The 25674-nt window shown below is 39.2% G+C and carries 23 protein-coding genes and 1 other annotated feature; of the genes, 10 read left to right on the top strand and 13 right to left on the bottom strand.

Annotated features, from left to right (window positions below; genetic code table 11):
- Positions 1 to 255 precede the first annotated feature (255 nt).
- On the bottom strand, positions 256 to 942 hold the full coding sequence (locus U8D43_RS16880; protein ID WP_335872363.1) for an alpha/beta hydrolase: 687 nt from the start codon (positions 940 to 942) through the stop codon (positions 256 to 258).
- Between the two features lie 86 nt (positions 943 to 1028).
- Here U8D43_RS16880 and U8D43_RS16875 point away from each other — a divergent pair, with 86 nt between their 5' ends.
- Positions 1029 to 1673 (top strand): HAD family hydrolase, encoded by a 645-nt coding sequence (locus U8D43_RS16875; protein WP_335872362.1) that lies wholly within the window; start codon positions 1029 to 1031, stop codon positions 1671 to 1673.
- Positions 1674 to 1694: 21 nt separating this feature from the next.
- Here U8D43_RS16875 and U8D43_RS16870 read toward each other — a convergent pair whose 3' ends face one another.
- Together U8D43_RS16870 and U8D43_RS16865 are read right to left on the bottom strand one after the other, a co-directional pair.
- Entirely contained in the window at positions 1695 to 3065 is a 1371-nt protein-coding gene (locus tag U8D43_RS16870) for a UDP-N-acetylmuramoyl-tripeptide--D-alanyl-D-alanine ligase (protein ID WP_335872361.1), read from the bottom strand.
- Between the two features lie 79 nt (positions 3066 to 3144).
- Positions 3145 to 4218 carry a D-alanine--D-alanine ligase gene (locus tag U8D43_RS16865; RefSeq protein WP_335872359.1) on the bottom strand — a complete coding sequence of 358 codons (1074 nt, stop codon included), beginning with the start codon at positions 4216 to 4218 and terminating at the stop codon, positions 3145 to 3147.
- A 457-nt stretch (positions 4219 to 4675) separates the two neighbouring features.
- Between U8D43_RS16865 and U8D43_RS16860 the strand changes: the two genes are divergently transcribed.
- A complete protein-coding gene (locus U8D43_RS16860; protein WP_335872358.1) occupies positions 4676 to 5239 on the top strand; it encodes a GNAT family N-acetyltransferase in 564 nt (187 codons plus the stop codon).
- 195 nt (positions 5240 to 5434) lie between these two features.
- The gene (locus tag U8D43_RS16855) at positions 5435 to 6517 is read left to right on the top strand and encodes an FAD-dependent oxidoreductase (RefSeq protein ID WP_335872357.1); all 1083 of its coding nucleotides are present in this window, start codon (positions 5435 to 5437) and stop codon (positions 6515 to 6517) included.
- A 403-nt stretch (positions 6518 to 6920) separates the two neighbouring features.
- On the opposite strand, the gene U8D43_RS16850 is transcribed toward U8D43_RS16855, so the two are convergent.
- Positions 6921 to 7133 carry a glutaredoxin domain-containing protein gene (locus tag U8D43_RS16850; protein ID WP_335872356.1) on the bottom strand — a complete coding sequence of 71 codons (213 nt, stop codon included), beginning with the start codon at positions 7131 to 7133 and terminating at the stop codon, positions 6921 to 6923.
- A gap of 88 nt (positions 7134 to 7221) precedes the next feature.
- On the opposite strand from U8D43_RS16850, the gene U8D43_RS16845 reads away from it, so the two are divergent.
- Positions 7222 to 7905, top strand: a complete 684-nt coding sequence (locus U8D43_RS16845; RefSeq protein WP_335872355.1) for a Crp/Fnr family transcriptional regulator — start codon at positions 7222 to 7224, stop codon at positions 7903 to 7905.
- On the opposite strand, the gene U8D43_RS16840 is transcribed toward U8D43_RS16845, so the two are convergent.
- From U8D43_RS16840 to U8D43_RS16810, 7 genes are read right to left on the bottom strand one after another with little or no spacing between them, the layout of a single operon-like run.
- The gene (locus tag U8D43_RS16840) at positions 7902 to 9326 is read right to left on the bottom strand and encodes a dihydrolipoyl dehydrogenase family protein (protein ID WP_335872354.1); all 1425 of its coding nucleotides are present in this window, start codon (positions 9324 to 9326) and stop codon (positions 7902 to 7904) included. The two genes, U8D43_RS16845 and U8D43_RS16840, sit on opposite strands and share 4 nt — an antisense overlap.
- 20 nt (positions 9327 to 9346) lie before the next feature.
- Positions 9347 to 9928, bottom strand: coding sequence for a CDP-alcohol phosphatidyltransferase family protein (locus tag U8D43_RS16835; RefSeq protein ID WP_335872353.1), 582 nt, complete (start codon positions 9926 to 9928; stop codon positions 9347 to 9349).
- 21 nt (positions 9929 to 9949) lie between these two features.
- Complete coding sequence (locus tag U8D43_RS16830; protein WP_335872352.1) at positions 9950 to 10612, bottom strand: TVP38/TMEM64 family protein; 663 nt, start codon at positions 10610 to 10612, stop codon at positions 9950 to 9952.
- Between the two features lies 1 nt (position 10613).
- On the bottom strand, positions 10614 to 11606 hold the full coding sequence (locus tag U8D43_RS16825) for an ABC transporter ATP-binding protein (protein WP_335872351.1): 993 nt from the start codon (positions 11604 to 11606) through the stop codon (positions 10614 to 10616).
- Positions 11606 to 12400, bottom strand: a complete 795-nt coding sequence (locus tag U8D43_RS16820) for an ABC transporter permease (protein ID WP_335872350.1) — start codon at positions 12398 to 12400, stop codon at positions 11606 to 11608. Before U8D43_RS16820 ends, U8D43_RS16825 begins: the two co-directional genes overlap by 1 nt.
- 1 nt (position 12401) lies before the next feature.
- Positions 12402 to 13268 carry an ABC transporter permease gene (locus U8D43_RS16815; protein WP_335872349.1) on the bottom strand — a complete coding sequence of 289 codons (867 nt, stop codon included), beginning with the start codon at positions 13266 to 13268 and terminating at the stop codon, positions 12402 to 12404.
- A complete protein-coding gene (locus tag U8D43_RS16810) occupies positions 13246 to 14478 on the bottom strand; it encodes an ABC transporter substrate-binding protein (RefSeq protein WP_335872348.1) in 1233 nt (410 codons plus the stop codon). Before U8D43_RS16810 ends, U8D43_RS16815 begins: the two co-directional genes overlap by 23 nt.
- Before the next feature lie 499 nt (positions 14479 to 14977).
- Here U8D43_RS16810 and U8D43_RS16805 point away from each other — a divergent pair, with 499 nt between their 5' ends.
- Positions 14978 to 15991: a DUF3231 family protein gene (locus U8D43_RS16805; RefSeq protein ID WP_335872347.1), complete on the top strand. Its 1014-nt coding sequence runs from the start codon at positions 14978 to 14980 to the stop codon at positions 15989 to 15991.
- Positions 15992 to 16375: 384 nt separating this feature from the next.
- On the opposite strand, the gene U8D43_RS16800 is transcribed toward U8D43_RS16805, so the two are convergent.
- Positions 16376 to 17143: a hypothetical protein gene (locus U8D43_RS16800; protein ID WP_335872346.1), complete on the bottom strand. Its 768-nt coding sequence runs from the start codon at positions 17141 to 17143 to the stop codon at positions 16376 to 16378.
- 148 nt (positions 17144 to 17291) lie between these two features.
- Between U8D43_RS16800 and mgtE the strand changes: the two genes are divergently transcribed.
- The 5 genes from mgtE to U8D43_RS16775 all read left to right on the top strand — a co-directional run bounded on the left by mgtE (position 17292) and on the right by U8D43_RS16775 (position 24640).
- On the top strand, positions 17292 to 18647 hold the full coding sequence (mgtE, locus tag U8D43_RS16795; RefSeq protein WP_335872345.1) for a magnesium transporter: 1356 nt from the start codon (positions 17292 to 17294) through the stop codon (positions 18645 to 18647).
- 130 nt (positions 18648 to 18777) lie between these two features.
- Positions 18778 to 20097 (top strand): hemolysin family protein, encoded by a 1320-nt coding sequence (locus tag U8D43_RS16790; protein ID WP_335872344.1) that lies wholly within the window; start codon positions 18778 to 18780, stop codon positions 20095 to 20097.
- Positions 20098 to 20217: 120 nt separating this feature from the next.
- Positions 20218 to 21393 (top strand): FtsW/RodA/SpoVE family cell cycle protein, encoded by a 1176-nt coding sequence (locus U8D43_RS16785; protein WP_335872343.1) that lies wholly within the window; start codon positions 20218 to 20220, stop codon positions 21391 to 21393.
- A 619-nt stretch (positions 21394 to 22012) separates the two neighbouring features.
- Positions 22013 to 22218, top strand: a binding site (T-box leader).
- A 39-nt stretch (positions 22219 to 22257) separates the two neighbouring features.
- Positions 22258 to 23943, top strand: coding sequence for an arginine--tRNA ligase (gene argS / locus U8D43_RS16780; protein ID WP_335872342.1), 1686 nt, complete (start codon positions 22258 to 22260; stop codon positions 23941 to 23943).
- Positions 23944 to 24058: 115 nt separating this feature from the next.
- Entirely contained in the window at positions 24059 to 24640 is a 582-nt protein-coding gene (locus U8D43_RS16775) for a YqaA family protein (RefSeq protein ID WP_335872341.1), read from the top strand.
- Between the two features lie 161 nt (positions 24641 to 24801).
- Here U8D43_RS16775 and U8D43_RS16770 read toward each other — a convergent pair.
- A partial coding sequence (locus U8D43_RS16770) for a zinc ribbon domain-containing protein (RefSeq protein ID WP_335872340.1) occupies positions 24802 to 25674 on the bottom strand: 873 nt, incomplete at its 5' end.

Genomic DNA, 25674 nt, shown 5'->3' with positions numbered 1-25674 from the left:
CTTTTATAAAACATTCATATCTATATGTTAGTCGACATAGTTTACATTTTTGAAAATAGGGAGAACCCGGCGCAGCCGAGCCAATAATCACACATTGGAAATCCGTGTTTTCCTTATATGGCATGTTGGGATTTTTAGTTATCCACAAAAAAATATACTCTTCCGAAGAAGAGTCTGCTCTAAAAAATGCGAACGATGTTAAATTAATCTTACCACTAATGAAGTTGAATATCAATCACAAGGGTAATTTACCAACTATTCCTCTAAAAAAACGAGAATTCGTTGGAATAACTCTTCTCCATCTTCACTATGGCAGATCAAATGCTTCGCAACGGGGGAAAAAAAGAGCTCTTTTCGGTTAGAACTAATTTTCCCATATAAATAATTTGCACTTTTAGGTGGAACAACTCCATCTATCTCTCCCTGAGCAATAAAGGTTGGAATACTAACTTTCTCCAACAAAGGACGTACCTTCAATACCATTTTTCTGAACTCGATTGTTGCGGTAAGAGGTGTGTGTTTTATTTTCTTCTTATAGCGCTGAAATAATTCGTTGGTTTTTAGATTTCCAGCTAAACCATCTTGAATCATTTCTTTCATGTCTAAAAGAAGTTGCTTGGGATTTAAATAATAAGCGGCAGCACTTAAGAGGACCAGCTTTTGAACGGGGTAATGGACAGCCAAATAACTGGCAATTAATCCTCCCATTGAAAAACCGATTACATAGATTTCGTCACACTCTTCTAACAAGGTCTGTACCGCTGTTTCTGCACACGTTAACCATTCTCCTGCTTTAATTCCATTCAGCTCTAGTACCTCTCCATGACCAGGTAAAGTAATATCTTCTATTTTCCATGGTGTGTTTTCCCTTAAAAAAGTGGTTAAAGGCTCTACTTCAAAAGGACTACCTGTGAACCCATGAATTAATAAACAACCTATCATCTTTATCACCTATAACTATGTCTACTATCTATTTTTCCATTTTCTCGATAAAATAACATACATAACAAAAAATTTAGGAGGAAGTTATGAAAGCAATCCTTTTTGACCTAGATTGTACGCTTCATGATCGAAAAAGTTCGATTTCATCTTTTGTTGAAGCACAATACAAACAACTGCTTTCGTTTGATAGTAGTCTTCCCCCAAGATACATCCAACGATTTCATCAATTAGAGAAAAACGGGTATATTTGGAAAGATAAGGTCTACCATTCCCTACAAGAGGAGTTCCGTCTGCCCCTATCTCCTAGTGAGCTGTTAACCGAATACATCACTTTTTTTCATTCCCATTGTAGCGAGACTCCTTATGCTACTGAAGTGCTAACCTCGCTTCGCCAAAGCGGATATCTACTGGGATTAATAACAAACGGAAAAACAACTTTTCAACACGCGACGATTAACGCCTTACAACTAGCTCCTTATTTTGATGTTATTCTCATCTCAGAGGAAGTCGGTTTGAAAAAACCAGACCCAGCTATTTTCTCACTCGCACTAGAAAGACTCCAAATACCAGCAACTGAAGCTGTTTATATCGGCGATTCGATTGAAAATGATGTGTTGGCACCGCAGTTAATCTCGATGAAAAGCATCCTTTTCGCGCCGTTGAACACTAGTCCTCAAAACACATACCCGGTAATAACTTGTTTACGGGAGCTAACGGAACGCTTCCAGTGAAGAAGTGACGGTTCCACGCCGTTATTTCTTCACTTTGTCTACCACGTCTTCTAGTTTCATCCCTCTAGACGCTTTTGCTAGTATCACATCATTAACTTCAATTAAGCTCAACAGTTTTTCAGTTAATTTGTCTTTATCTTGAAAAGCAAACACCTTCTCAGCAGATGCATTTTCCTTTGCTCCTTCAGCAATTTTTTCCGCCAATTTGCCGTAAGTAAACACATAATTCACTTCATCAAAAGGAATCTTTTTTCCTATCTCATAATGAAATGCTTCTTCTTCTTCTCCCAGCTCCAACATATCACCTAATACAAGAATCTTTTTATTATAACCATTTAGAGAAGCAAGAAGGGATATCGCTGCAGATGTCGATGTCGGACTGGCATTATAGGCGTCATTTATCAGGGTTGTTCCGTGGACACCTTCCAAGGTTTCTAATCTCATCCCAGTTAATTTCACTGTATCTAACGCTGGTTGGGCCTGAGATAGTGGTACCCCAAGCTCTCTAGCTACCAACATTCCCGCTACCGCATTCATGACATTATGATGCCCTAAAAGCGGCAAGAAGAAAGTAATCTCGTTTGTTACATTTGTTTGAAAATAGGTACCAAGCCCTTCCGCTTTGAGCATAGTTGGGAACATGGTATTCTGCTTTCCTTTTCCAAATGTCTCTACTCTAATGGCACCTGGAACACGATCAGTTAATAAAGGTTCATCACCCAAATACACCAGTAGACCTTGATCTTTTAATCCAGCTACGATTTCCAGCTTCGCCTCAGTGATGCCTTCACGTGACCCTAAGTCCTGTAAATGTGACTCCCCAATATTCGTAATAATAGCGGCATCTGGCGTAGCAATGTGGGTAAGCTCCTCGATTTCACCTCTTCCACTCATCCCCATCTCTAGAACTGCGACTTCGGTATCCTCTTCTAAGTGTAAAATCGTCAACGGCAGACCAATATGACTATTATAGTTCCCTTCCGTTTTTTGCACTTTATATTGAAGAGACAAGAGACTCGTCGTGATATCTTTCGTCGTCGTTTTCCCGTTACTTCCGGTGATTCCTACAACTTTTATATTGAGCTCTTCCCGGTAGGAACGAGCGAGTTGTTGAAGAGCAGCTAAACTGCTCTCTACAACTAGAATCGGCAAACCAGTTGGTGGTTCACCGGCTGATTTTTCCCACAAAGACGCACTTGCTCCGTCTTCAATAGCTTTTTGAACAAATTGGTGACCATCTACTTTTTCGCCGTTGAAGGGAACAAATAGGTGGCCTTCCTCTATTTTTCGCGAATCGATCGAGACACCTTGAATGGAGACGGATTCAAAGGCAGAAATATCATTTTGGATGGAAATCATGGAACTTACTTGTTTTAGTGTTCGTTGGATCATCTATTCTTCCCCTCTCACATGCATTACTATTTTGTTTAAATGGCAAGAAGACACGAAAATACCTTCCGTGTCTTCGGCTTTAAAACGTGTACTTAATCTGTTGTTTTTCCTCATAGCGTTCAGTCGCTAACGAAACCAGACGTTCAATCAACTCGGCATATTCGACTCCTGTATGCTTCCACAAGAGCGGAAACATGCTGAAAGGAGTAAATCCCGGCATCGTATTCACTTCATTAATCAACAACTCATGATTTTCCGATAAGAAAAAATCTGCACGAACTAAACCTGCACAATCCAGTGATTGATAGGCAATCTTTGCTTTCTTAACTAGGTCCTCGTAGACACCATCAGGTAATTCAGCTGGAATAATCAACCCCGTGTTTCCATCTTCGTATTTAGCTTTATAATCATAAAAATCTTTCTTTGGCACAATTTCGCCTGCTACCGAACACTCAGCTACATCATTTCCTAGCATACCAATCTCAATTTCTCGTGCCGTCACGCCTTCTTCGATAATGATTTTACGGTCATATTGGAAAGCCTCTTTAAAGGCCAGCTTTAATTCTTCGCGGTTCGTACACTTACTAATTCCGACACTAGACCCTAAGTTTGCTGGCTTTACAAAGCAAGGATACCCAAGCTCGTTCTCAACAGACTCGTAAGTGGTTTCTTCATCTTGATTCCATGTACTTCTAAGAAACCACACATACTTCACTTGCGGCAAACCTGCTTGAGCAAAAACATTCTTCATAATGACTTTATCCATCCCTGCAGACGAAGCTAAAACACCGTTGCCTACATAGGGAAGATTCAGAAGTTCAAGCATACCTTGTACGGTTCCATCTTCCCCATTTGGTCCATGTAAGAGAGGAAAAATAACATCATAGTTTTCACTCTTTTCTTCAGAAGTCATAGCCGGTGTCAGTGCGTTTGGTGCAACTTCATCACCATGGAAAAATTGTAGAGCCTTAATTTCTTCAACTGGCCCCTCTAAAACAGGTCCTTTCATCCATTGACCTTTTGTCGTGATATAAATTGGGTGAATTTCATACTTCTCTTGATCTACCGCTTTAATCACAGCTTTTGCTGTATTTAATGAGACATTATGCTCCGCTGATTTTCCACCATATAGTAAACAAAGTTTTGTTTTCATGATTGTCCTCCAATTAGCCAATTAAATTATTTTCATTTTATCATTTTCTATGTCACGCGTAATGCTTCATTCGTCATACGCCTTCATTTATGTTTATGTACCTACCTTTTATTCGCTACTTATTTGTTAAGATACCCTTTTTCACTTGGAAAAGAAACGTTTTTTTGAAAGATTTTCTTAATTGAATTCCTACGCCTTACTCGAACTACCCTCCACCAGATCGCCTTAGAGAAGCTTGGCTCATTCTTTGTACATGGTTGTTTTCGCAAAGGTTGTGGCTTTTCGAATATGCCCTCAATTCATGATGAAGAATGACTACAGGCAACTTTTCTTATCATCAAAAGATGTAATTAATGATAAAATTAATTGAAGCCAGCTACTTTTTTGATTCAATAGCAACAAACTATATGAAAAGTGCCTAATAAATAGATAATTCGATACGAAAGAGGAATGATTGATGAGACTAGACGGAAAGAAAATTCATTTACAACCGCTAAAAGAAAAGGACTTACCTACTCTTCACCATTATCTTTACGGAGAAGAACAGCCTGAATGGAAAAAGTGGGATGCTCCATACTTTGAGCATAAACAAATTGATTATGAGACCTTCTATCAAAAAAATATTCAAACGATACAAGAAACGAAACCTAACCGGTTAGGGATATTCACCGGAAACCAACTCATTGGTACCGTGGGCTTTTACTGGGAGCACGAACCTTCTCGTTGGTTAGAAGCCGGCATTACCATTTTCGACCCAAACTACTGGAACGGCGGATACGGAACAGAAGCCCTTTCTCTCTGGGTCGATTATATCTTTCAGCAGTATGAGGTAGCTCGTGTCGGAATTACGACATGGTCTGGCAACCATCGTATGATGAAAGCTGCTGAAAAGATTGGCATGATTCTAGAAGGTCGAATGAGAAAATGTCGTTACTATAATGGCGAATATTACGATTCCATTCGAATGGGCGTTTTGCGCGAAGAATGGCAGTCAAATAAAATCCCAAATAATACAAAATAAACTAGAACAAGCGACGACTATTTTCTCTCTGTTCCAGCAAACTTCGTGCTCTTTCGTGTACATTGTTACGAATGAATAGATCATTTTGAGGGAACATCTATTTTGCAGAGGTTGCATTCAAATAATGACGAAGAGACGACCAGAGAAAAAGCCAAACTATAAGACTTAACGACATAATGAAAGGTTCCTTATCCTATGAAAACAATTGTATTAGTTGGCGGTGGCCATTCTCATCTATATTGCATTAAACAACTTCAAAAAAACAAACATCCGGATATGAAATGGATTTTGCTCTCTAGTTCAAAACTTCAATACTATTCTGGCATGTTTTCAGGCTATGCAGAAGGCTTATATACAGAAAAGGATATCTCTATCGATTTAGAGAAATTAACGCGGAATTCAGCGGCATCCTTTATCGAAACAACCGTCCTTTCCATCGACACTCACAATCAAAAAATCCTCGGTTCTAACGGGGAAGTCATCGATTATGACGTAGTATCATTTGATATCGGCTCAATCAATAAGGAACCTTCGATTGAAGGATTGTCTCACCATAATGTAAAAATAAAGCCAAATTATCAATTTCCACGGCAAATCAAACCGCTCCAACAAAGTCAAAACTCTGTTGTAATTGGAGGAGGGGCCGCTGGAATTGAAATGGCCCTTTCTCTTCTCGCTTGGCGAAAAAAACAACCAAAAAAGACAAGTGTTACACTTATTCATTCTTCACCTTTATTAGCATCAGCGGGTAAAAAAGCATCAAACCGTATAACAAAACTTGCAGCAGAACATGGGCTAACATTGGTTCACGACCGGGTGAACAAAGTCACTGAATCACTTCTTTCCACTGAAAACGGGCTAGAAATTCAATATGATGGTTTATTATATTTAGGTGGCCCCAAGCCGCCCTCCCTCTTAGTGGCATCAAAGCTACCAACCGACCGGAATGGTTTTTTGCTCGTTAATGCTTCCCTACAATCCGTAGGGCATCGAAATCTGTTTGGAGCAGGTGATTGCATTACCATATCTGACCATGAAGACACACCTAAAAACGGAGTCAATGCCGTGAGACAAGGACCCGTTCTTTTCGAAAATATAACAAATCATGTGCTTGGATACCCGTTAAAAACCTTTACTCCCCAGAAATATTTCCTTGCCATCCTTTCTACTGGGCATCAAAAAGGCTTTCTTACGTATGGATCATTCGTCGCCTATGGGAAATGGGCTTGGCATTTAAAGGATTGGATTGATCGTCGTTTTATGGGCAACTATCAGTAAGAAAGAAAAATCGGTCAGGATCTAGACACCAAAACCATTTTCACATTTATACTATCTTATTTCGGGACAAAAACAGGAGTGAGGTCTATTCAGCAATGGAAACGACCTCACTATTGTTTGTCTGAGCACCTTTCATATCAACACCCGGTGCTACTAGCACGGTAACACACGTCGTTGGGCATCAGTTCTCACTTGTCATTCTCAAGCCCGGTTCCTATATTCATTCGTTGCACTGAATGTCGTTATTTTCAGGGGAAATCTTGCTTTTAGCACTAATCTATATACCTTCAAAAAAGGGGTTCAGGGGTATCCTTTATTCCATTTCAGATGGAATCAACTGTCACATGGTAGATTTATCATAATTAAAGTGAATTGCAACATATTATACGTAATGAGCCCTCCATCAAGAACGAAACTGTAACACTTCTTCCCACGTGTATGATTTCCCATTTTCATATAAAATAGGTACAATTAAATACGAAAGGGAAGAATACTTCATGGCTTCTTCTGGTTTTTCTAGAACATTAATTTCTTTAAAAGGAAAACCAGACTCTATCAAATGACTCTTTACTTTTGCACAACGTGAACAGCCATCCATCATGAGTAATACTGCCACTGGGTCCCCCTCCTTTCATCCTACATCATACTAAAAACATGTGATTGCAGCTGTAAGACAGCTTACACTAAAAATAGGGGTGTTGTTCTTGGAAGAGAAATTATTTTTACTTTCGCAAATTAGCCTATTTGAAGAATTGCCTCAAGACGAATTGATGCAGATTGAAGAAATGACTGATATGAAGCCGATTAAAAAAGGCTCTATTATTTTGTCCCCCTCTTCTCCTTTAAAATCATTCTTTTTATTAAAAAAGGGACAGGTTCGACTTTATCGAATGAATAGCGCCGGGAAGCAATTTACCGTTGATGTGTTGACGGATGGAAATGTATTTGGCGAAACCTCTACTTTAATACTGACGGATAATGATATGTATGTCGAAGCGATGACCGATACCTATTTATGCATTTTAAGTCCTCAGGATTTTGAAACCTTTCTGGTCCGAAATCCTATCATCGCTTTAAAATTCATCAATATTCTATCGACACGACTGAATGACCTCTATAGTTTAAGTGAAAAAATTGCATTAGCTGATGTGAAATATCGAATTCTCTACCTCTTGTTAAAACTGAGTGAGAAAACAGGCGTCCGTAAAAAAGAGTGGCAATCCATCAAACTAAAGTTAACACATCAAGATATTGCAAACATGGTTGGGTCCACCCGCGAAACCACAAGCAGTCTTATGAGTCAGCTCAAGAAAGACGGCTTCATCAAAAAAGGCATACACTTTTCTGTGCATGCCGATCAAGTAAAGAAAGAATTAGAAGCACTTTAGCGGAACCATTGAATATATTTTTTGGTTATCTTTGGTAGCATCCCGTCAAATAATTTTTCACGCCAATATTGATCAGCCGTCCGTTGAATGGCGGCTGCATGGTTTGGGTAAGGGTAGATCATCGTGGAAAGCTCTCCAATCTTTGCCCCTTTTTCCATGGCAAAAATCACAGTTTGCATCCAATCTCCAGCACCCTTCCCTACTGCGTGTGCTCCAAGTATTTTCCCTCTTTTATTCGTAATGATTTTCACCGTTCCGGTCACATTTGCATCCGCCACAAACCGATCTACTTCTTCTAAACCATTTTGATACACGGAAATCTCGTCTTCACTTTCTCTCGCTTCTTTCTCTGTTTTACCAACATGAAAGATTTCAGGCGATGTATACGTCGTCCAAGGCAACGTATCGTAAGACACCTTTCTTCTCAAGCCAAGAACCGCATTTTGCACAATCAGCTTTCCTTCCATCCCTGCTCCGTGTGTAAAAGGAAAGGCTCCATTTATATCCCCAATCCCATAAATATGGGGAACAGAACTCTGCAATCGATCATTCACCACAATATGGCCGCGCTCATTTACTTCTACACCAATCTTCTCCAAATTTAACGTATCCGTATTTGGTTTTCTGCCGACACCAAGAAATAAAGCGTCGCCTATTACTTCCTCTATTTTTCCGTTTTTTTCGTATAGGACGATTTTATTCTTGCCATCGACTTTTACTTCTTTCACTTCAACCTCCGTCCGAATATCAATTTCTTTCGACAGAAACTCAATCGCCAGCTGTTGAATCTCTTCATCTTCTTTTCCTAAAACAGCTTCACTTCTTTCTAGAACAATTGTTTTCGTTCCCAAACGAGAATAGGCTTGTGCAATTTCCAGCCCAATCGGACCACCTCCAATGAAAATCATTGTCTCAGGGAGTTCTTCGCGGTCAAAAATGGTTTCGTTGGTTTCAAACCCAGCTTCCTTCAAACCAGGAAAATTTGGGATCACTGGACGCGAGCCTGTAGCAATAATGATTCGTTTTCCCGCTATTTTCTCTTGATTTCCAATAGTAACAGTATGAGCATCTTCAAAACTTGCCGCTCCGAAAAAGACATCGACGCCCATATTTTCAAACCTCTCTGTTGAATCGTGTTCTTGTATATGAGCAACAGCTCCTTTGACGCGTTCTTTTACTTTTTTCATATCTACAGATCCTGTTACATGGAAGCCGAAATCAGGCAATTTACGTGAATGGTATACCTCATTTGCTGCAGCAATCAGCGACTTAGAAGGCACACATCCATAATGGAGACAATCCCCACCTAAAGATGAATTCTTTTCAACCAACGCCACTTGGGCACCAAGAGAGGCTGCCCCTGAAGCAACGGTTAAGCCACCTGCTCCTCCACCTATTACGATCAAATCGTATTTCTTCATCACTCATCACTTCCCGTCTTTTATGATAACAATCGTTTAGCTTCCCAGAACCGCTGAAAGGCTGTGAATATTTCCACCACAAAAAAGAATAAGGTAATCCACAAAAGCCATTGCGGGAGGAGCATCATTAGCGTGAATAAGATAAACCCTTCCGTTCGTTCTGCTAATCCAGCTTGGTAGTAAAAGGATTTCATTCCTTGTTTTTCCGAAATTGCTCCAACAGTTAAGAAAATCGTCATTGATATAATGATCGACACACTTAACAACAGTAGGGCCCACATTACCTCAGGATGGAAGAAGGCAATTCCTAATATGACACTAATTTCAACCAGTCGATCAAATGTAATATCCATCACTGTTCCAAAAGCAGAGGGTTTCGTTAACCGAGCCATCGTTCCATCTACTGCATCTAGATATCCAGAAAACCATAACACGAAGACCGCTAATATTGGCTGTTCAAAATAGTAGAAAACACCGCTACTTACGCCAATAAAGAACGCGGTGATCGTCATCTTATTCGCTGAAAGTCCGAGTCGCAAGCTGAGTCGCGCTGTTTTATCAATAGTTGGTTGTACATATTTCCGAGCGTGGGTATCTAACAATTTTTTTCCCCCTCTCGTGTATTATTTGGGACGATTTGTCGATAATCCTAACAAAGTCTTCACCTTGTTTCTAGCAAATATCGGAATAAGTAACACAATCATAAATACGCCAATTGCAAAGACAATAATAGTTTTACTACCCGATACAATGCTTGATCCTAAAAAGCTAAAAGCAAGTGTTCCAGGGATAATCCCTAGCGCAGTTGCAAAAATAAAGGATCGATACTTTACAGATGCAAGTCCTGCTAGATAGCTAATCAAATCATAGTTAAGAAAAGGAATAAAACGTAGTATTAGAACTATGAAAAATCCACTTTCCTCCATTTTTTTTCGAATGGTTAACGTACGTTCCGATTGTTCAATTTTAATAAATGAATTTTGAAAAATAGCCGAAATATAGTAAGCTACCGTAGCGGATCCTAGTGCACCTAAAAAGATATATACAAACCCCCAGAATGTACCGAATGCTAATCCGCCAGCCAAGCTTAAGACAGACGCAGGAAACAAAACAATTGGTCTTACAGAATATACTGCAACAAATAAGGCAGGTGCAATCCACCCGAACGACAAGATCCAATCACGGATTTCTAGCGGTGTAAAGCTTAAATAAGAACGACTAAACCAAAGTAACAGCAGTAACACGACAACAAATGCGATCACTTTCCAAATTGTTCCTTTCTTCACGTTACCCCTCCTTTTCATTTTTAAAATAATTGATAAAGTGCTTCTTCGTATAGAGGTGTAACGTCTTAAACGTCTCAACTTTTTCTGACAACGTATTTGGGAGAGACAATCTAGGATTTGAACCTTCTAGTCCCTCCATATGGATGATTTCTTGCCCTTGTCGAATCGAAATGCCTTTAATAACTACTTCACCAAGGTACACATCATTCTCCAAGATTTGCTCACGACTTGTCGTTAAATGAAGATTCATCATATCCACATATGAGTCTTCATTCATGACCCATTTTTCACTAAAAAATGTCGCGACAAAGGGATTATTTGGTCGTTCATACAACTCTCTGGGTTCACCAATTTGTTGAAGCGTTCCGTTGTGTAAAACACCAACCCTATCCCCCATCACCATCGCTTCCTCCAAATCATGTGTTACAAACATAGCTGTCACATTTTCATCCTTTAGTAATTGATGAACCCAATCCCTCATTGAATAACGAAGTTCAGGATCCAGTGAAGAAAAAGGTTCATCTAATAACAATAGCTTTGGTTTTACGAGCAATGTTCGAGCAAGCGCAACTCGCTGCTGCTGACCGCCGGATAGTTCGTTGGGATAATAGCCGCTGAAATCGGCCAAGCCAATCTTCTTTAAATAAATCAGGGCCTGTTGTTTTGCATTTCTCTTCCCTACTTTTAGACGCAGACCATACATCGCATTTTCTAAAACCGTCAGATGTGGAAATAACAAGGATTGCTGAAAAACCATCCCAATCTCTCGTTTTTGTGGTTTCTGTTTGTTGATTTGTTTTCCGTCTAGTACTATCGATCCGTCACTGAACGAGTCCAGACCGGATATACACCTCAAAAGCGTACTTTTCCCCGTTCCCGATGGACCAATGAGGGACAGGATTTCTCCCTTCTGTAAAGAAAGGGATAAACCTTGAATGATTTTTTGCTGATGATACTCTTTTGTAACATTATCTAGTTGAATATATGAGGACATTACACGATTCTCCTTATACGAATTGGAATAACAAAGAATGTCCGTAACAGAACTTCAAATAGGAAAATTCCGACTAAAGGTAGTACGGCGAATAGCAATGAAAAAGCTGCCATAAGGGTATCATTGGCACTTTGGGTATAGGGATAGTAAATCATAGCTAAGGTAATGACATTTCCACCACCGATTATCGCCGTTAAAACATATTGACTTAAACTTATAACAAATGTTAAAAAAACAGCACTCCGAACACTAGGCATTAAATTAGGCAATTCAATCGTTCGAAATAAATGCCATATGTTTCCACCTAATAGATAGGCTTCATCTAGCATCTTCTCTTCTAGTCTTTCGTATGCAGAAGTGAAGATCTTTATTGAATAAGGGACTGTCGGAATCAAATGCACAAGACTCACCCCAACCCAACTATCCGCTAATCCTAACCGAATGATAGATATATGCAAGCCAATCGCCGCCGCTAACGTTGGAAGGAACAGAGGCATCAATAGCAATGTTTCGACGATATTCTTCCCTCTAAATGATGTAAATGCAAGTGCTTTTCCAGCAGAAATTCCAATGACAAGATTCAAAATCGCCACTAATATGGCGATACTCAAGGAAATAATCATGGCACTAAAAATACTTTCATCCTTTATCAACACATTCCATCCTCTTATACTTAGATCAAGGGGAATACCTCTTCCCCATTTGAACACCGTTGTTACGCTCTTTAAGATAAGAAAGAAAATCGGTGTCAAAAAAAAGAGGATAATAAGACTGATAAATAACGTTTTTCTCATATTAAACCCCTCTTCTCTTTCCGTGTGCTACTAACCAACGCTTTCGCTGAATAATGGTAAAGAGGATAAAGGCTACCGCTCCAACACAAACGGCTAATAACGTAAGTGAAGCAAAGGCAAGAGGACGATCACTCCATTCACCACTATAAAACCAATCATAGGCGAGTACAGAAACCATTTTGGGATACGTAACACCTAAAAGGAACGGAACCTCAAACGCCGTTAATATAAAAGAAAATAAGATAAGACCTACTTCTAATAAAACAGGTAGTACCCATGGCCATTCAGCGGTTCGGAATATATGAAACTTTCCTCCTCCTAACAATTGCACTTCTTCTCGAAATTGAGGATTCAACGTGCTATAGACAGGAAGAAGCATTAATATGACAAACGGAACTTCCTTCCACACATAAGTCAAGATTACGCCTATCCCCCATTGATCCTGAACTAGCACTGGAAATTGACTTCTTTCTTCAATGATTCCTACTACATACGCTACATGTGAAAGTAAGCCGCTTTGACTAAAAAAGAAAAAAACCAGATAACCACCAACGAAGTGAGGAAACAGCATCGGTAGCCATACTAACAACTTCCCCCATGTTTGAAATAGATAGGGAGCAAAACTCTTTGTCATCACAAGACCAATTATTAACGATAGGCATGTAGATATGAACGTAATCGACAGGCTATAAATTAAGGAAGAAACCCACTCTGGGCTGTACAGGATGTATTTGTAATATTCGAAGGTGATCCCATCCTGCCCACCAATGCTTCGATAAAATGCCTGCCAAAAGCCATAACCGGCAATCAGCAGTAAAAATATAAAAGCTGGAAGTAGAAGTGCTCTACTGCCTTTCCACCACTTCATCTAACCACTTCTCCTTTACCCACTCCACATAAGCTGCATCTATTTCCGGCACAAGACTTTGGTCTAACACCTCTTTGCTTAGTACAGAATTCCCTCGATTTATGGCGTCAAACTCGTTTTTATCTTGGGATGATAGTTTTTCAAGCGATATCGGGGTGCTTTCTCCCCAATACTCGCCTCCTAGCTTCATTAACTGAGCTTCTGGAGAAAGAAGAAAATCGATAGCCACCATCGCCCCTGCTTGATTTCCACTATTAAAGGGAATCGCAAGGAAATGAGTATTGCCGATCGAACCAACATCCTCTAACACAAAAGATTTAGTCGTTTCAGGGAAAATTCGATCTTTTATCATATGCTCTGCTCTTGCTTCATTGTAGCCCATTGTCATCCACACTTCTTCTTGACTAAACAAACGATCAAGCTCTGTTAAAGAATTAGGATACGTTTGACCTTCTCTCCATAAAAATGGTTTGATCTCGCGGAGTGTATCCCACATCTCTTCGCTTTTTTCAGCCGCTAGCTCTTCTGAAAATCCATTTTCGAGTAACTCTTCATACCCTCCAGCTGATGCGTAGAGAACATGTCGTAAAAAGGCATTACCAGAAAAATCACTGGCCTCTGGATAAGTGAATTTCCCAGGATTGTCTTTTATCCAAGCCACGAGCTCGGTGAATGTTGCCGGTGGAGTTTGAATTTTTTCTTCGTCATAGAAAAACACATATTGTACCTTCCCCCACGGGGCTTCTAAGTCGTTGGTTTCGGTTCCAAAATCATATTGAAATGAAACATTATCACTGTCATAAAAATCATTGAAATTTGGGAGTTTTTGAACAAATGGTTTTGACAATAATTCACTCTTTTTCGCATTTTTAAAATTCTCTCCATTGAGCCAGATAATATCAATTGTTCCTTCATTCTTTCCAGCTTCTTTCTCTGTACGAAGCTTTTGCAGAATTTCACCCGTATCCACGGGGACACGTTCAAAATCAATACTATACAGTTCTCTCAGTCGAGGAGCTACCCAGTCGTCCATATAGGAATTAATGCCATCATCTCCGCCCCACATAAACATTCTCACTTTTGTTCCCTCTCCCGCTTGAACAATTTCTTCCCAGCTTTGGTCGACAACAGAATTTTGTTCGCTTTCCTTAGAAGAGCACGCAGCAAGTAACAAGATAGCCACCAGTATAATCAACCCACTTTTTTTCACCTTGCATCTTCCTCTCTTATCTCCATAGTCTTACTTTACTAAACCCTCTTGCAAGCTTCAGTAGGCTAGCTTACATTTTTTTGATCTTCCCTATAGGTTAAGTTCATTTGCGGACTGAGCTATTCCAACTCATTTTTAATTGAACTCTTCTTTCACTGTTGATTTCCAACAAAGACAGACGAAAAGATGACCCGATACAAAGCTATATCACCGTTTATAGACTGGTTCGAAAAGTCACATTCTTTGCGAAAGGCTCTTTTCGTATCCATTGTGGCTATTTCATCTGACTTTTGACTAAATCCTCCATTTTATTGTTGATTTCTATCAAAAACAGACGAAATGATGCCCGAAACAAAGCTATATCACAGATGGTTAACTGATACGAAAAGCCACATTCTTTGCGAAAACAGCCATAGCTAAAGAGTTTTCATGTACATAAAAGTTTGGTAAATAGCTTACCCTAAAGAATAAATAAATAATTTTACAATTGGAGGAAATCATGGAGACAACAGCAAAACTTACCTCCTCAGAAATTGGTGCCTTGTGGACCACCTATATTGAGGCTTCTATGTCTACTTGTATGTTGGAATATTTTATAGCTACCTGTGAATGCCAGCAAACACAGGACTTACTCAAGAAGGATTTATCGTTTAAAAAGAATAACTTACCTCAAAAAATCCAGCAAATTTTACTGAATGAACAGCTTCCTACCCCAAAAGGTTTCGGGAAAGAGGACATAAATGTACTAGCACCTCCTCTCTTTTCCGATAGTTATATTTTAGAGCATCTACTCTATTCATCTAGGCTTGGTTCCGCGAATTCTAATACCTTATTAGTACTTATGAGTCGGCGTGATGTGCGTGATTTGTTTACAGAGGGGGTACAACATTTTCTTACCATCTTCAACGAGACAGCGAATCTCCTTCTAGAAAAAGGGCTTTATATTCGTCCACCTTATGTCACTACGCAACAATCGGTTGAATTTATCTCTACAAATGATTACTTAGGAGGGGGCGGAATCCTTCATGAGCTGCGTCCATTAAACACAATCGAAATCTCTCACTTATTCATGCATTCTCAAACGAATACACTAGGTCTCATGATTATGACCGCCTTTAGTCAAGTCGCACAAAATGAAGATGTCAAAAAGCATTTCATAAAAGGAAAAGAGCTATCAAAGAAAATCATCCAACACTGTTCTGACATTCTAAGTCAATCGGAAATTCCATCTCCCAAGACATGGGACGCAAATGTGTCTGATTCCACAATCGCTCCTTTTTCCGATAAATTAATGCTTCAAATCGTCAGCGGTCTTAGTGGATTTGGAGTTGCCATGATGGGCGCTTCTATATCGGCAACCATGCGTACCGATGTTCAAGCTACCTATTTTCACCTGTTAAAAGCCATCTCTACTTTTGCCAAAAAAGGGCTTGAACTTATGATTGAGCATGAATGGTTAGAAAAACCGCCAACAGCACCGAATCGTCAGAATTTGATTAAATCCAAGCACTAAACGTTAAGTGATAATACTAGTAAGGCCCCTCCTTCACAAGAGGGGCCATTCTGATGAGAAGCTGTATGATTAAGGCGGTTTTCGCACAGATAGTCGATTTTCAAGTAGGAACGGTGCCCTTTTCTAAACGCCTGTTTCATCTTCATACAATAGGTAGGAAACTCCAAAAAGCTTACTACCTGTTTTTTCTGTTGTCTCATTTCGTACACATTGTGGTTATTTAATCTGTTTTTTGATTCAATGCTCCATTTCACTGTTGATTTCTATCAAAAATAGACGATATGATGCCCGAAACAAAGCTCAATCATAGATGATAAACTGATACGGATAGCCACAAACTTTGCGAAAACAGCCTTTCTGTTTGACAGCATTAAATAAAACTCGTTAAGTTAAAAACAGATGCCATTCCTTTTCACGACGATCATATAAAAGCATTCCCGACGGGTCTTGTTTAGCTAGCTTCACGTATTCGTCTCGCATTTCGTTCATATCCTGGTAATCTCCGATTGTCCAGAAAGGAATCTGAACCTTACCTCTACTAACCGTTGAGTTTAGAATAGAGAACACGACCCCTTCATTTAGCCGTTCTTCAATTAGCTTTAGAAGGTCGATAGGGATAGGCGCCACTTCTACTGATTTTTTAGAAAAAAGTTTCTTTTCACTTTTTTGAGCAAACAATTTATTTACCACTACTCCTGAAAGCATCGAGTAAAAATCATTAAAGTCACGATAGTAGGTTTGCGTGATTAATCCCTCATGATAAGAAAGATACATATAGTGGTTGTTAAGACGGTTAAAAAATGGACCATGAAGAGGTTTCTTCATATGAGATAAATATAATAACTCAGCAACTTCCTCACCTGAAAGCTCGTCTAGACCAACTAAATCTTCAAAATCAATCCATGAAAAATCCATTCTTTTATCTGACTCTTGAAATAAAAGCGGAAAGTCCTCCTTCATCAAATAGTCAAAATGGGTAGAAAAATGAAAGGAGGGAAACTCTACTTGGTGTTGAAGTAGCAAAATATGTTGAAGGTCTGTGGGAATTGTGGCTGCGAACTCAGAAAAATTAATACCCGAAGTAACAGCGTATTTTTCTGCAGATTTTGTATGTACGTAAAGAAAGTCAGAAGCTTGTCCGTTGTTTTTCAATCTTATTTCCTCCATCTTTTCGTTAAATCTATTTTATCAAAACATCGAAAAATCACATACTATAATGATTACTTATTTTGTCGTTTTCAAGCTGAATTCAATCCAGCTATAATGAAATAGCGACTACCCTAGAAAGAGGAGGGTATCTATGATTCCCCTTTCAGAAGATCAGTTAATTTTACGCACGATTCAATCACTCAAAGAAGGAAAGAAAAAAGAGTTGGAAATTTTTCTAGCTGAATTACAACCCTATGACATGGCTGTTATTTATTCAGCATTACCCTTAAAGCATCGCGCTCGGTTTTTACTACATCTAAGCATCCCCACTTTAGCTGATATGATTCAAGAGCTTGAACGTGACGAGCAATTAGATGCCTTAAAACAACTTGGAAAAGAGCGTTCTGATCAAGTTCTAGATGATATGGATAATGATGATATAGCCTCCTTATTAGACGATATGTCCCCTGAGGGCATATCGGCCTTTCTCTCCGGTATGAAAAAATCAGAATCGACCATTGTTCAGTCCATTCTCGCTTACCCACCAGAAACAGCCGGAAGACTGATGACAAACCGTTTTGTCTGGATACGAAATGATTTCACAGTTCGCGATGCAGTCGATAAGCTTAAATCATTTGCGGACTTTGCCGAAACCATCAACTACTTGTACGTTACGAACGAACAGCGACATCTTGTTGGAGTTGTCTCATATCGGGACCTGCTCATTGCTGACATCAACGACACTATTCAAAACATAATGTTTGAACGCGTCATTTCGGTTTCTGCCCTCACCGACCAAGAAGAAGTAGCTCGTATCATTGAACGATACGACTTTCTTGCGATACCGGTTGTTGAGGAAGACCTGCAACTGGTCGGAATCGTTACTGTCGATGATATTATCGATGTCGTTATTCAAGAAGCGAATGAAGATATCGAGAAACTTTCAGCCTCCGGTAAATCGATTGATTTTGATACTTTGGCTACTGTCGCGACGTATCGCCGCTTACCCTGGCTTATTCTCCTATTGTTTATTGGGTTGGTGTCTGGAAGCATTATCTCCCTATTTGAAGACACTCTTCATCAAGTCGTGGCCCTGACCTTTTTCATGCCCATGATTGCCGGAATGACTGGAAACACAGGCACTCAATCGTTAGCCGTCGTAGTGCGAGGACTTGCTTCGAAAGACATTGATTCCACCATTGTCAAAAGGTTAATCCTGCGCGAATTTGTCGTTGGCTTACTTATTGGGTTAATATGCGGGACTCTGATTGCCCTCATTGCCTATTTGTGGCAGGGCAGCCTTGTGCTTGGTTTTGTAGTTGGAAGTTCACTTATCTTGACCTTAATCATTGGAACGTTGGCCGGAACCGTTATTCCATTAATTCTATACAAATTCAATATCGACCCTGCTGTGGCATCTGGACCGCTAATTACAACCATTAATGATATTTTTTCTCTCATCACTTATTTCACTATCGCTTCTTGGTTTCTTCACGCTCTGATGTAAGAATAAGGCTAGAATAAGAAGCAAACAATAGTGGTAATTAATTGATGTCGCCCTACTTAATACTATATAGTGAAAGATAGAATTCTCTTAACTAGGAGGTGTATGTTCTACCAGTATGTAGAACTGCCCATTGATTACTATAAAAATAATTGCATTAATTCTCTTAATTGCTTTAACCGCTTTTTTTGTGGCTTCAGAATTTGCCATCGTAAAAGTTCGTTCATCAAAACTCGATCAACTAGTGGCTGAAGGAAATAAAAAAGCGATTTCTGCCAAAAAGGTCATTTCAAACCTTGATGGTTACCTATCTGCTTCACAGCTCGGTATAACCATTACCGCGCTAGGACTCGGTTGGCTTGGGGAGTCGACAATCGAGGCCTTGCTAGAACCAGTATTTGAACAGTTTGAATTCCCCTCCTCCATTACCGATACATTATCTTTTGTGATTGCTTTTGGATTAATTACGTTTTTGCATGTCGTCATCGGAGAGTTGGCTCCTAAAACGGTAGCTATTCAAAAAGCGGAAAGTGTTTCGTTAGCTTTATCACGACCACTAATCATATTTTATAAAGTGATGTACCCATTTATATGGGCGTTAAATGGTTCTGCGCGTTTTATCGTTAGTCTTTTCGGTTTAAAACCCGCCTCCGAACATGAAATGGCTCATTCTGAAGAAGAATTACGAATTATTTTATCGGAAAGCTATAAATCCGGCGAAATAAATTCTTCCGAGTACAAATATGTAAATAAAATTTTTGAATTTGATAATCGTGTTGCCAAAGAAATCATGGTGCCCCGGACCGAAATTGTGAGTTTCGAGAAAGACACGAGCATTGATGAAGTTATGAGCACGGTTAGCATTGAAAAATTCACGCGTTACCCCATTACCGAAGGCGATAAGGATAATATTATTGGAGTGATAAACATTAAAGAGGTATTAACCGATTGTTTACAACGTAAACAATCCGAATCACATCCTCTTACTCACTATATCAAACCGATTAGATCCGTTATTGAAACCATCCCGATTCATGACCTTCTTTTAAAAATGCAAAAAGACCGAATGCATATGACCATCTTAATGGACGAGTATGGTGGAACCGCCGGGCTCGTAACAGTTGAGGACATTCTCGAAGAAATTGTTGGTGAAATTCGAGACGAGTTTGATGCTGACGAAATTCCACTGATCCAAAAAAAGGGAAGCCATCATTACATCCTTGATGCAAAACTACTCATTACAGAAGTAAATGATTTGCTCCATTTGGATTTATCTGATCAAGATGTGGATACAATTGGAGGCTGGATGCTCACCCAAAAGTATGACCTACTAGAAAGCGATATCCTTGATGAAGACGGTTATGAATTTAGAGCCATCGAAATCGAAGGCCATCACATTTCCTACGTTGAAGTAAAAAAAAGGGATCAAGTCAAACAACCTCATCCTGATTGATCGAGGTTGTTTTTCTCTTCTGTGGAGATCATCATTGTCCAAACGGAGTATCTTTGATAGATTATAAAGAGTACGTTGATTTTAGTTTTGTGAAATACATGAAAAGTATAGGTGATATAGATGGAAGATCGCCATCGTTTTACAGATAAATTTGATTGGGGTTTGCTACTGCTGATCCTCTTATTTTTTGCAGCAAGTACGATGGGCATTTCAAGTGCCCAAACAACAGGACAATATATAACCAACTTTGTCTATAAACAAGGGGTTTGGTATGTCGTTGGTTTAGGTATTATTGCTGTCTCCCTATTTTTTGACCCTGAACAATTTAAACGACTTGCATGGTATCTTTACGGATTCGGTATATTCTTGTTGGCTTTTTTGCTTATTGCTCCAGAAAGCATTGCTGAAGAAAGAAATGGAGCAAAAAGCTGGTTTATCCTTGGACCACTAGGATCCATTCAACCGTCTGAATTTATGAAAGTTTTTTTGATTTTAGCGCTAGCCCGGGTCATTTCTAATCACCATGAACAACATATAGATAAAACCATACAAACAGACATGCTTCTGCTCGTAAAAATTGGTATTACTTCTCTTTTCCCATTAGCCTTGATTATGCTCCAGCCAGACTTAGGTACATCTCTAGTACTGATCGCCATTATTACAGGAATCATCCTTGTATCGGGTATCACTTGGAAAATCCTCATTCCCATCTATGGATTGATCACGGCAGTCGGTGTTGCTGTATTTTCCTTGGTAATTTGGGCACCAAATGTACTAGATAAGTATCTTGGGGTAAAATCATATCAATTTGGCCGGATATATTCTTGGCTTGACCCTTATAGCTACCAAGATCGAGAAGGATTTCACCTCGTAAAATCCTTAAATGCGATTGGATCTGGACAAATCTCCGGGAAAGGGTACCAAGACCGTGAAGTCTATTTGCCAGAAAGTCACACAGACTTTATCTTTAGTATTATCGGGGAAGAATACGGATTTATCGGTTCGAGTTTTGTAATTAGTTTATTTTTTATGTTGATTTATCATTTAACCAAAACAGCCTTAGAAACAAAAGAACCGTTTAATGCCTATATTATTGCCGGAATCATCAGTATGATCACATTCCATGTATTTCAGAACATCGGCATGACTATCCAACTTCTCCCGATAACTGGTATTCCTCTTCCGTTTATTTCATACGGTGGCAGTTCGTTAATGGGGAATATGCTGGCACTCGGATTAGTCTTTAGCATGAGATTTTATCATCGAACCTATATGTTCTCGTCTGACGATAATTGATTTAATTAGCAACAAAGCATACAAAGAGAGCCTTATCAATTGAAAAGAAAAATAGCACAACGAAATAACGCTCCTAGAAGGTGATTCTTGAAGCGTTTTTTTGTTGCTTTAAACAAGGGCTGCATTCGCAAAGATTGTTGCTTTTCGAATCAATCTCTACACGTTGCTACAGCTTGGTTTCAGGGCATTTTTTCGTCTATTTTTGAAAAGTATTATACCAGCAAAGTGGAGGATTCCATCTGAAATTAGACTAATGAGCAACAATATATCTGAAAAAGCCTTGTCAATAGACGGATGAAAATTATATAGGCTTTCATCATTCTTCTCTCTTGGTACCGATTTTAACGGTAACTCTGTTTAAGAAATAGAGATTTTCAAAGGGTTTTTAAGCTTTTCGCGAAAAAACTTGCAACTTCTTCTAGAAATTGTATAATAGTCATAATATATAGCTCTTTTCGTATACATTGTGGCTATTTCATCTGATTTTAGAGTGAATCGCCCATTTCACTGTTGATTTCCATTAAAAATAGACGAAATGATGCCCGATACAAAGCCATATCACCGTTTATAGACTGGTGCGAAAAGCAACACACTTTGCAAAAACAGCCTAATATATTGAAAAAATTCATGGATGAAGACAGTAGCTAAACTGATTACTCAAGCGAGTCGGGGATGGTGTGAGCCCGGTGGAGATCAGATAGTGAAACGCACTTCTGAGATATCATACTGAACTCGAGTAGGTATGATCGGATCTTCCGTTATCGATTAGAGTGCCCACCTATCGTGGGAACGAGAGTGGTACCGCGACAAAAGTTCGCCTCTTTTTATAGAGGCGGGCTTTTTATATTTTTAGGAGGAGATAAAATGGATTTCAAAAAACTGATTTGTGAAAGTTTATTGCCGCTACTACCAGAAGGAATTGACGAAGGGACCCTTCACTCACTGATTGAAACACCTAAACATGCTCAACAAGGTGATTTTTCCTTACCGTGTTTTCAGTTCGCTTCGTCTTTACGTCTTTCACCTACTGTCATTGCCGAAACTTTAGCCGAAAAGATTGATGATCCACTTTATCAAAAAGTTGAAAATAAAGGTCCTTATCTAAATTTCTTTTTATCGTCTCATCAACTGAGTCAACCCATTATTCAAACCATCTTGTCACAAGGAATCCATTATGGCTCCTCGAGTGTTGGAAAAGGAAAAGTCATTGCTCTTGATATGTCTTCTCCGAACATTGCTAAACCCTTTTCTATGGGGCATTTACGTTCTACTGTCATCGGGAATTCGATCAGTTTACTCGCTGAAAAACGCGGCTATAAAACCGTTAAAATAAACTATATCGGAGACTGGGGTACACAATTCGGAAAATTAATTGTTGCCTTCAAGAAATGGGGAGATTCTGAAAAAGTCAAAAAAAATCCAATTAGCGAATTATTCTCTCTTTACACAAAATTCCATGACGAGGCCGCCACTCAACCAGATTTAGTAGCAGAAGGTCGAAAAGCCTTTAAGCTACTTGAAGACGGAGATGCTGAAATTATCCAGCTTTGGCAATGGTTCCGCAACGAATCTTTACAAGCATTCCAAAAAATCTACGCATTACTTGGAATCGAATTTGATTCCTATCAGGGAGAATCCTATTATAACGAGAAAATGGGAGAATTCATTTCCCTGTTACAAAAAAAGAATTTATTGCACTCCTCTGAGGGAGCAACCATTGTACCACTAGAAACGGAAGGACTTCCTCCTTGCCTGATTCAAAAGTCCGATGGCGCTACCCTTTATGCAACTCGGGATCTTGCCGCTGCATTAGACCGATACCATATGTATGAATTTTCACACGCTCTGTACATTGTCGGCCAAGAACAACGTATCCACTTCCAGCAAGTCTTTTCTGTTTTGAATCAGCTTGGCTACTCTTGGGCGACCCGTTTGAAACATATACCGTTTGGTTTGTATTTAATGAACGGAAAGAAAATGTCCACAAGAAAAGGTCATGTCGTTTTGTTAGAAGATATGTTGAAAGAGGCGATTTCCCTTGCAAAACATAATATTATGGAGAAAAACCCTCAACTTCCTAATGCAGAAAGCGTCGCTGAAGCGGTCGGAGTTGGAGCAGTTATTTACCAAGACCTTAAAAATGAGCGAAAAAATTCCGTTGATTTTTCGATGGAGGACATGTTGAGATTTGAAGGGGATACTGGTCCTTACTTGCAATACACCTTTGCAAGAGCGCAATCCATCCTCAGAAAATCGGCTAGTGGTGTTGGTGGGTTTTCAGGACTAAGCGACGAATACAGTTGGGCATTAGTGAAGAAGTTAAACTTATTCCCATCTATCATTCACCAATCTCATGACCAATCTTCACCTCATTACTTAGCAAAGTATTTATTTGAAACAGCTCAAACATTCAATAAGTACTATGGAAAAGTCCATATTTTGGCTGATGATATCGAACGTTCTTCAAGACTAGCCTTGCTCTCTAGTTTCACTACCGTATTGGCTGAGGGCTTGCGACTGCTTGGTATCCGCGCTCCCGAAAGCATGTAAAACAAATTCCTTCCTATTTCCCAAGAAATTTTAAAAAGATTGGTTGATATATGACGTTAATGTCGAAAAATGGTATACTCTTATTTACTTGAATCGAAAAAGGAGTATTGTATTTATGTCTGAAATGATATCCGCAGTCGAAACTTGGTTTATGAATTACGGGGTATGGGGACTGATTTTATTATCTTTTACAGAGTCTTCTTTCTTTCCCATTCCTCCCGATGTATTAATAATCCCAATGGCGCTTGCGAACCCTGATAGCGCCCTTCTATATGCTTTTTATACAACGCTAGCCTCTGCACTTGGATCCATTTTCGGCTGGTATATTGGAAAAAGACTAGGACGACCTGTCTTACAAAGATTCATTTCTGAAGAACGTATCCTAAAAGTAGAAGAATACTTTAATAAATACGGACCGCTTGCGATTCTAATTGCAGGATTCACACCTATTCCTTATAAGGTATTTACCGTTTTTGCAGGTGTATCCAAGATGAAAATTCGCGTCCTTTTCCTTTGGTCTCTAGTCGGTCGAGGCATTCGTTTCTTCTTAGAAGCTTTTCTCATCATCCGTCTGGGTGAACAAGCGCTACCTTTTATTGAAGAAAACTTGACCACCCTATCTATCGGAGCTGCCGTTCTGATCCTCTTCGTTTATGGGGGTTACCGCTATTTTCAAAAAAAACAGCAGACATCTTAAAACACTAAATTGACACTCCCACCCCTAAAGGGACAAGCTGAGCACCTTTCGGTATCAGTGGGATTCTTAAGTGATTAAACCGAAGTGCATTTCTGCTATCGGAGTATGACCTTAAGATGAGGGTATGCCATTACCCCTCCTAAGACAGTGCCTATAGCATCTTAGGCTGATCGACTATTACCGTCAATCACAGGTGCATATCGAATATTCATTGCACCGACCTTATCTCTATGTGTTTCAAACCCACAAGAACACTTATATTTTCTGTCTTTTGCTTTGTTCTTTTTAGAACAATTAGGACAGGTTTGAGAAGACCATGTTGGTAGATTCTTTTCGTTTTTACGGCTTGTTCTTGCCGTCTGTCTTATGTTGGTCAATTGTTCTAACCGAATGACAGAAATATGATTATCAATTGCGAAATCAACAATGGCACGACTTAGTTTGTGGTCTTGGTCTTTCATATATCGTTGTTCCTTATCATTGAGATTACGGATAGCATTTAGTTTTTTACCCATGCCTAGTTTTTTTCTTTTTGTTCTGAACACTCGCTTTACAAATTTATTTTTTCTTCCGTTCCCAAAGAAACGGGTTTTACCAGCATCCGTTACTGCAACGGCAGGCACTTTTAATCCTAAATCAACGCCCATAATCTTTGTACCTGTCTTATATTCTGTGGGAATAGTGACAGCTATTTGTGCAATCCATTTATGTGATTTTCTAGTTATACGCAATGTACCAAGCTTATGCTTTAATAATTCAAAGTTACGGTTATCTTTATCCGTTAATAAAGCACGAACGGGAACTTTTTTAGATTTTCCCTCAACCATTAAAGGTAGATAGATTTTTTGAAAGTCAAACGAGTAGTTTTGATTGTTCCAGACACAAACAGATTTTTTAAGAATAGGGACAATTTTATATTTACTTTTCTTCACTTTTTTTGAGAATACACTCCTTGCATCTTTAATCGCTTGATTTTTGATTGCACTAGGAAGAAAAGCATCTACATGCTTACTTGTTTTCTTTGTACTTTTCTT

It is taken from the genome of Bacillus sp. 2205SS5-2 (assembly GCF_037024155.1).
Lineage (GTDB): Bacteria > Bacillota > Bacilli > Bacillales > Bacillaceae_K > Bacillus_CI.
This window is presented reverse-complemented; position numbering and strand designations above follow the sequence as displayed.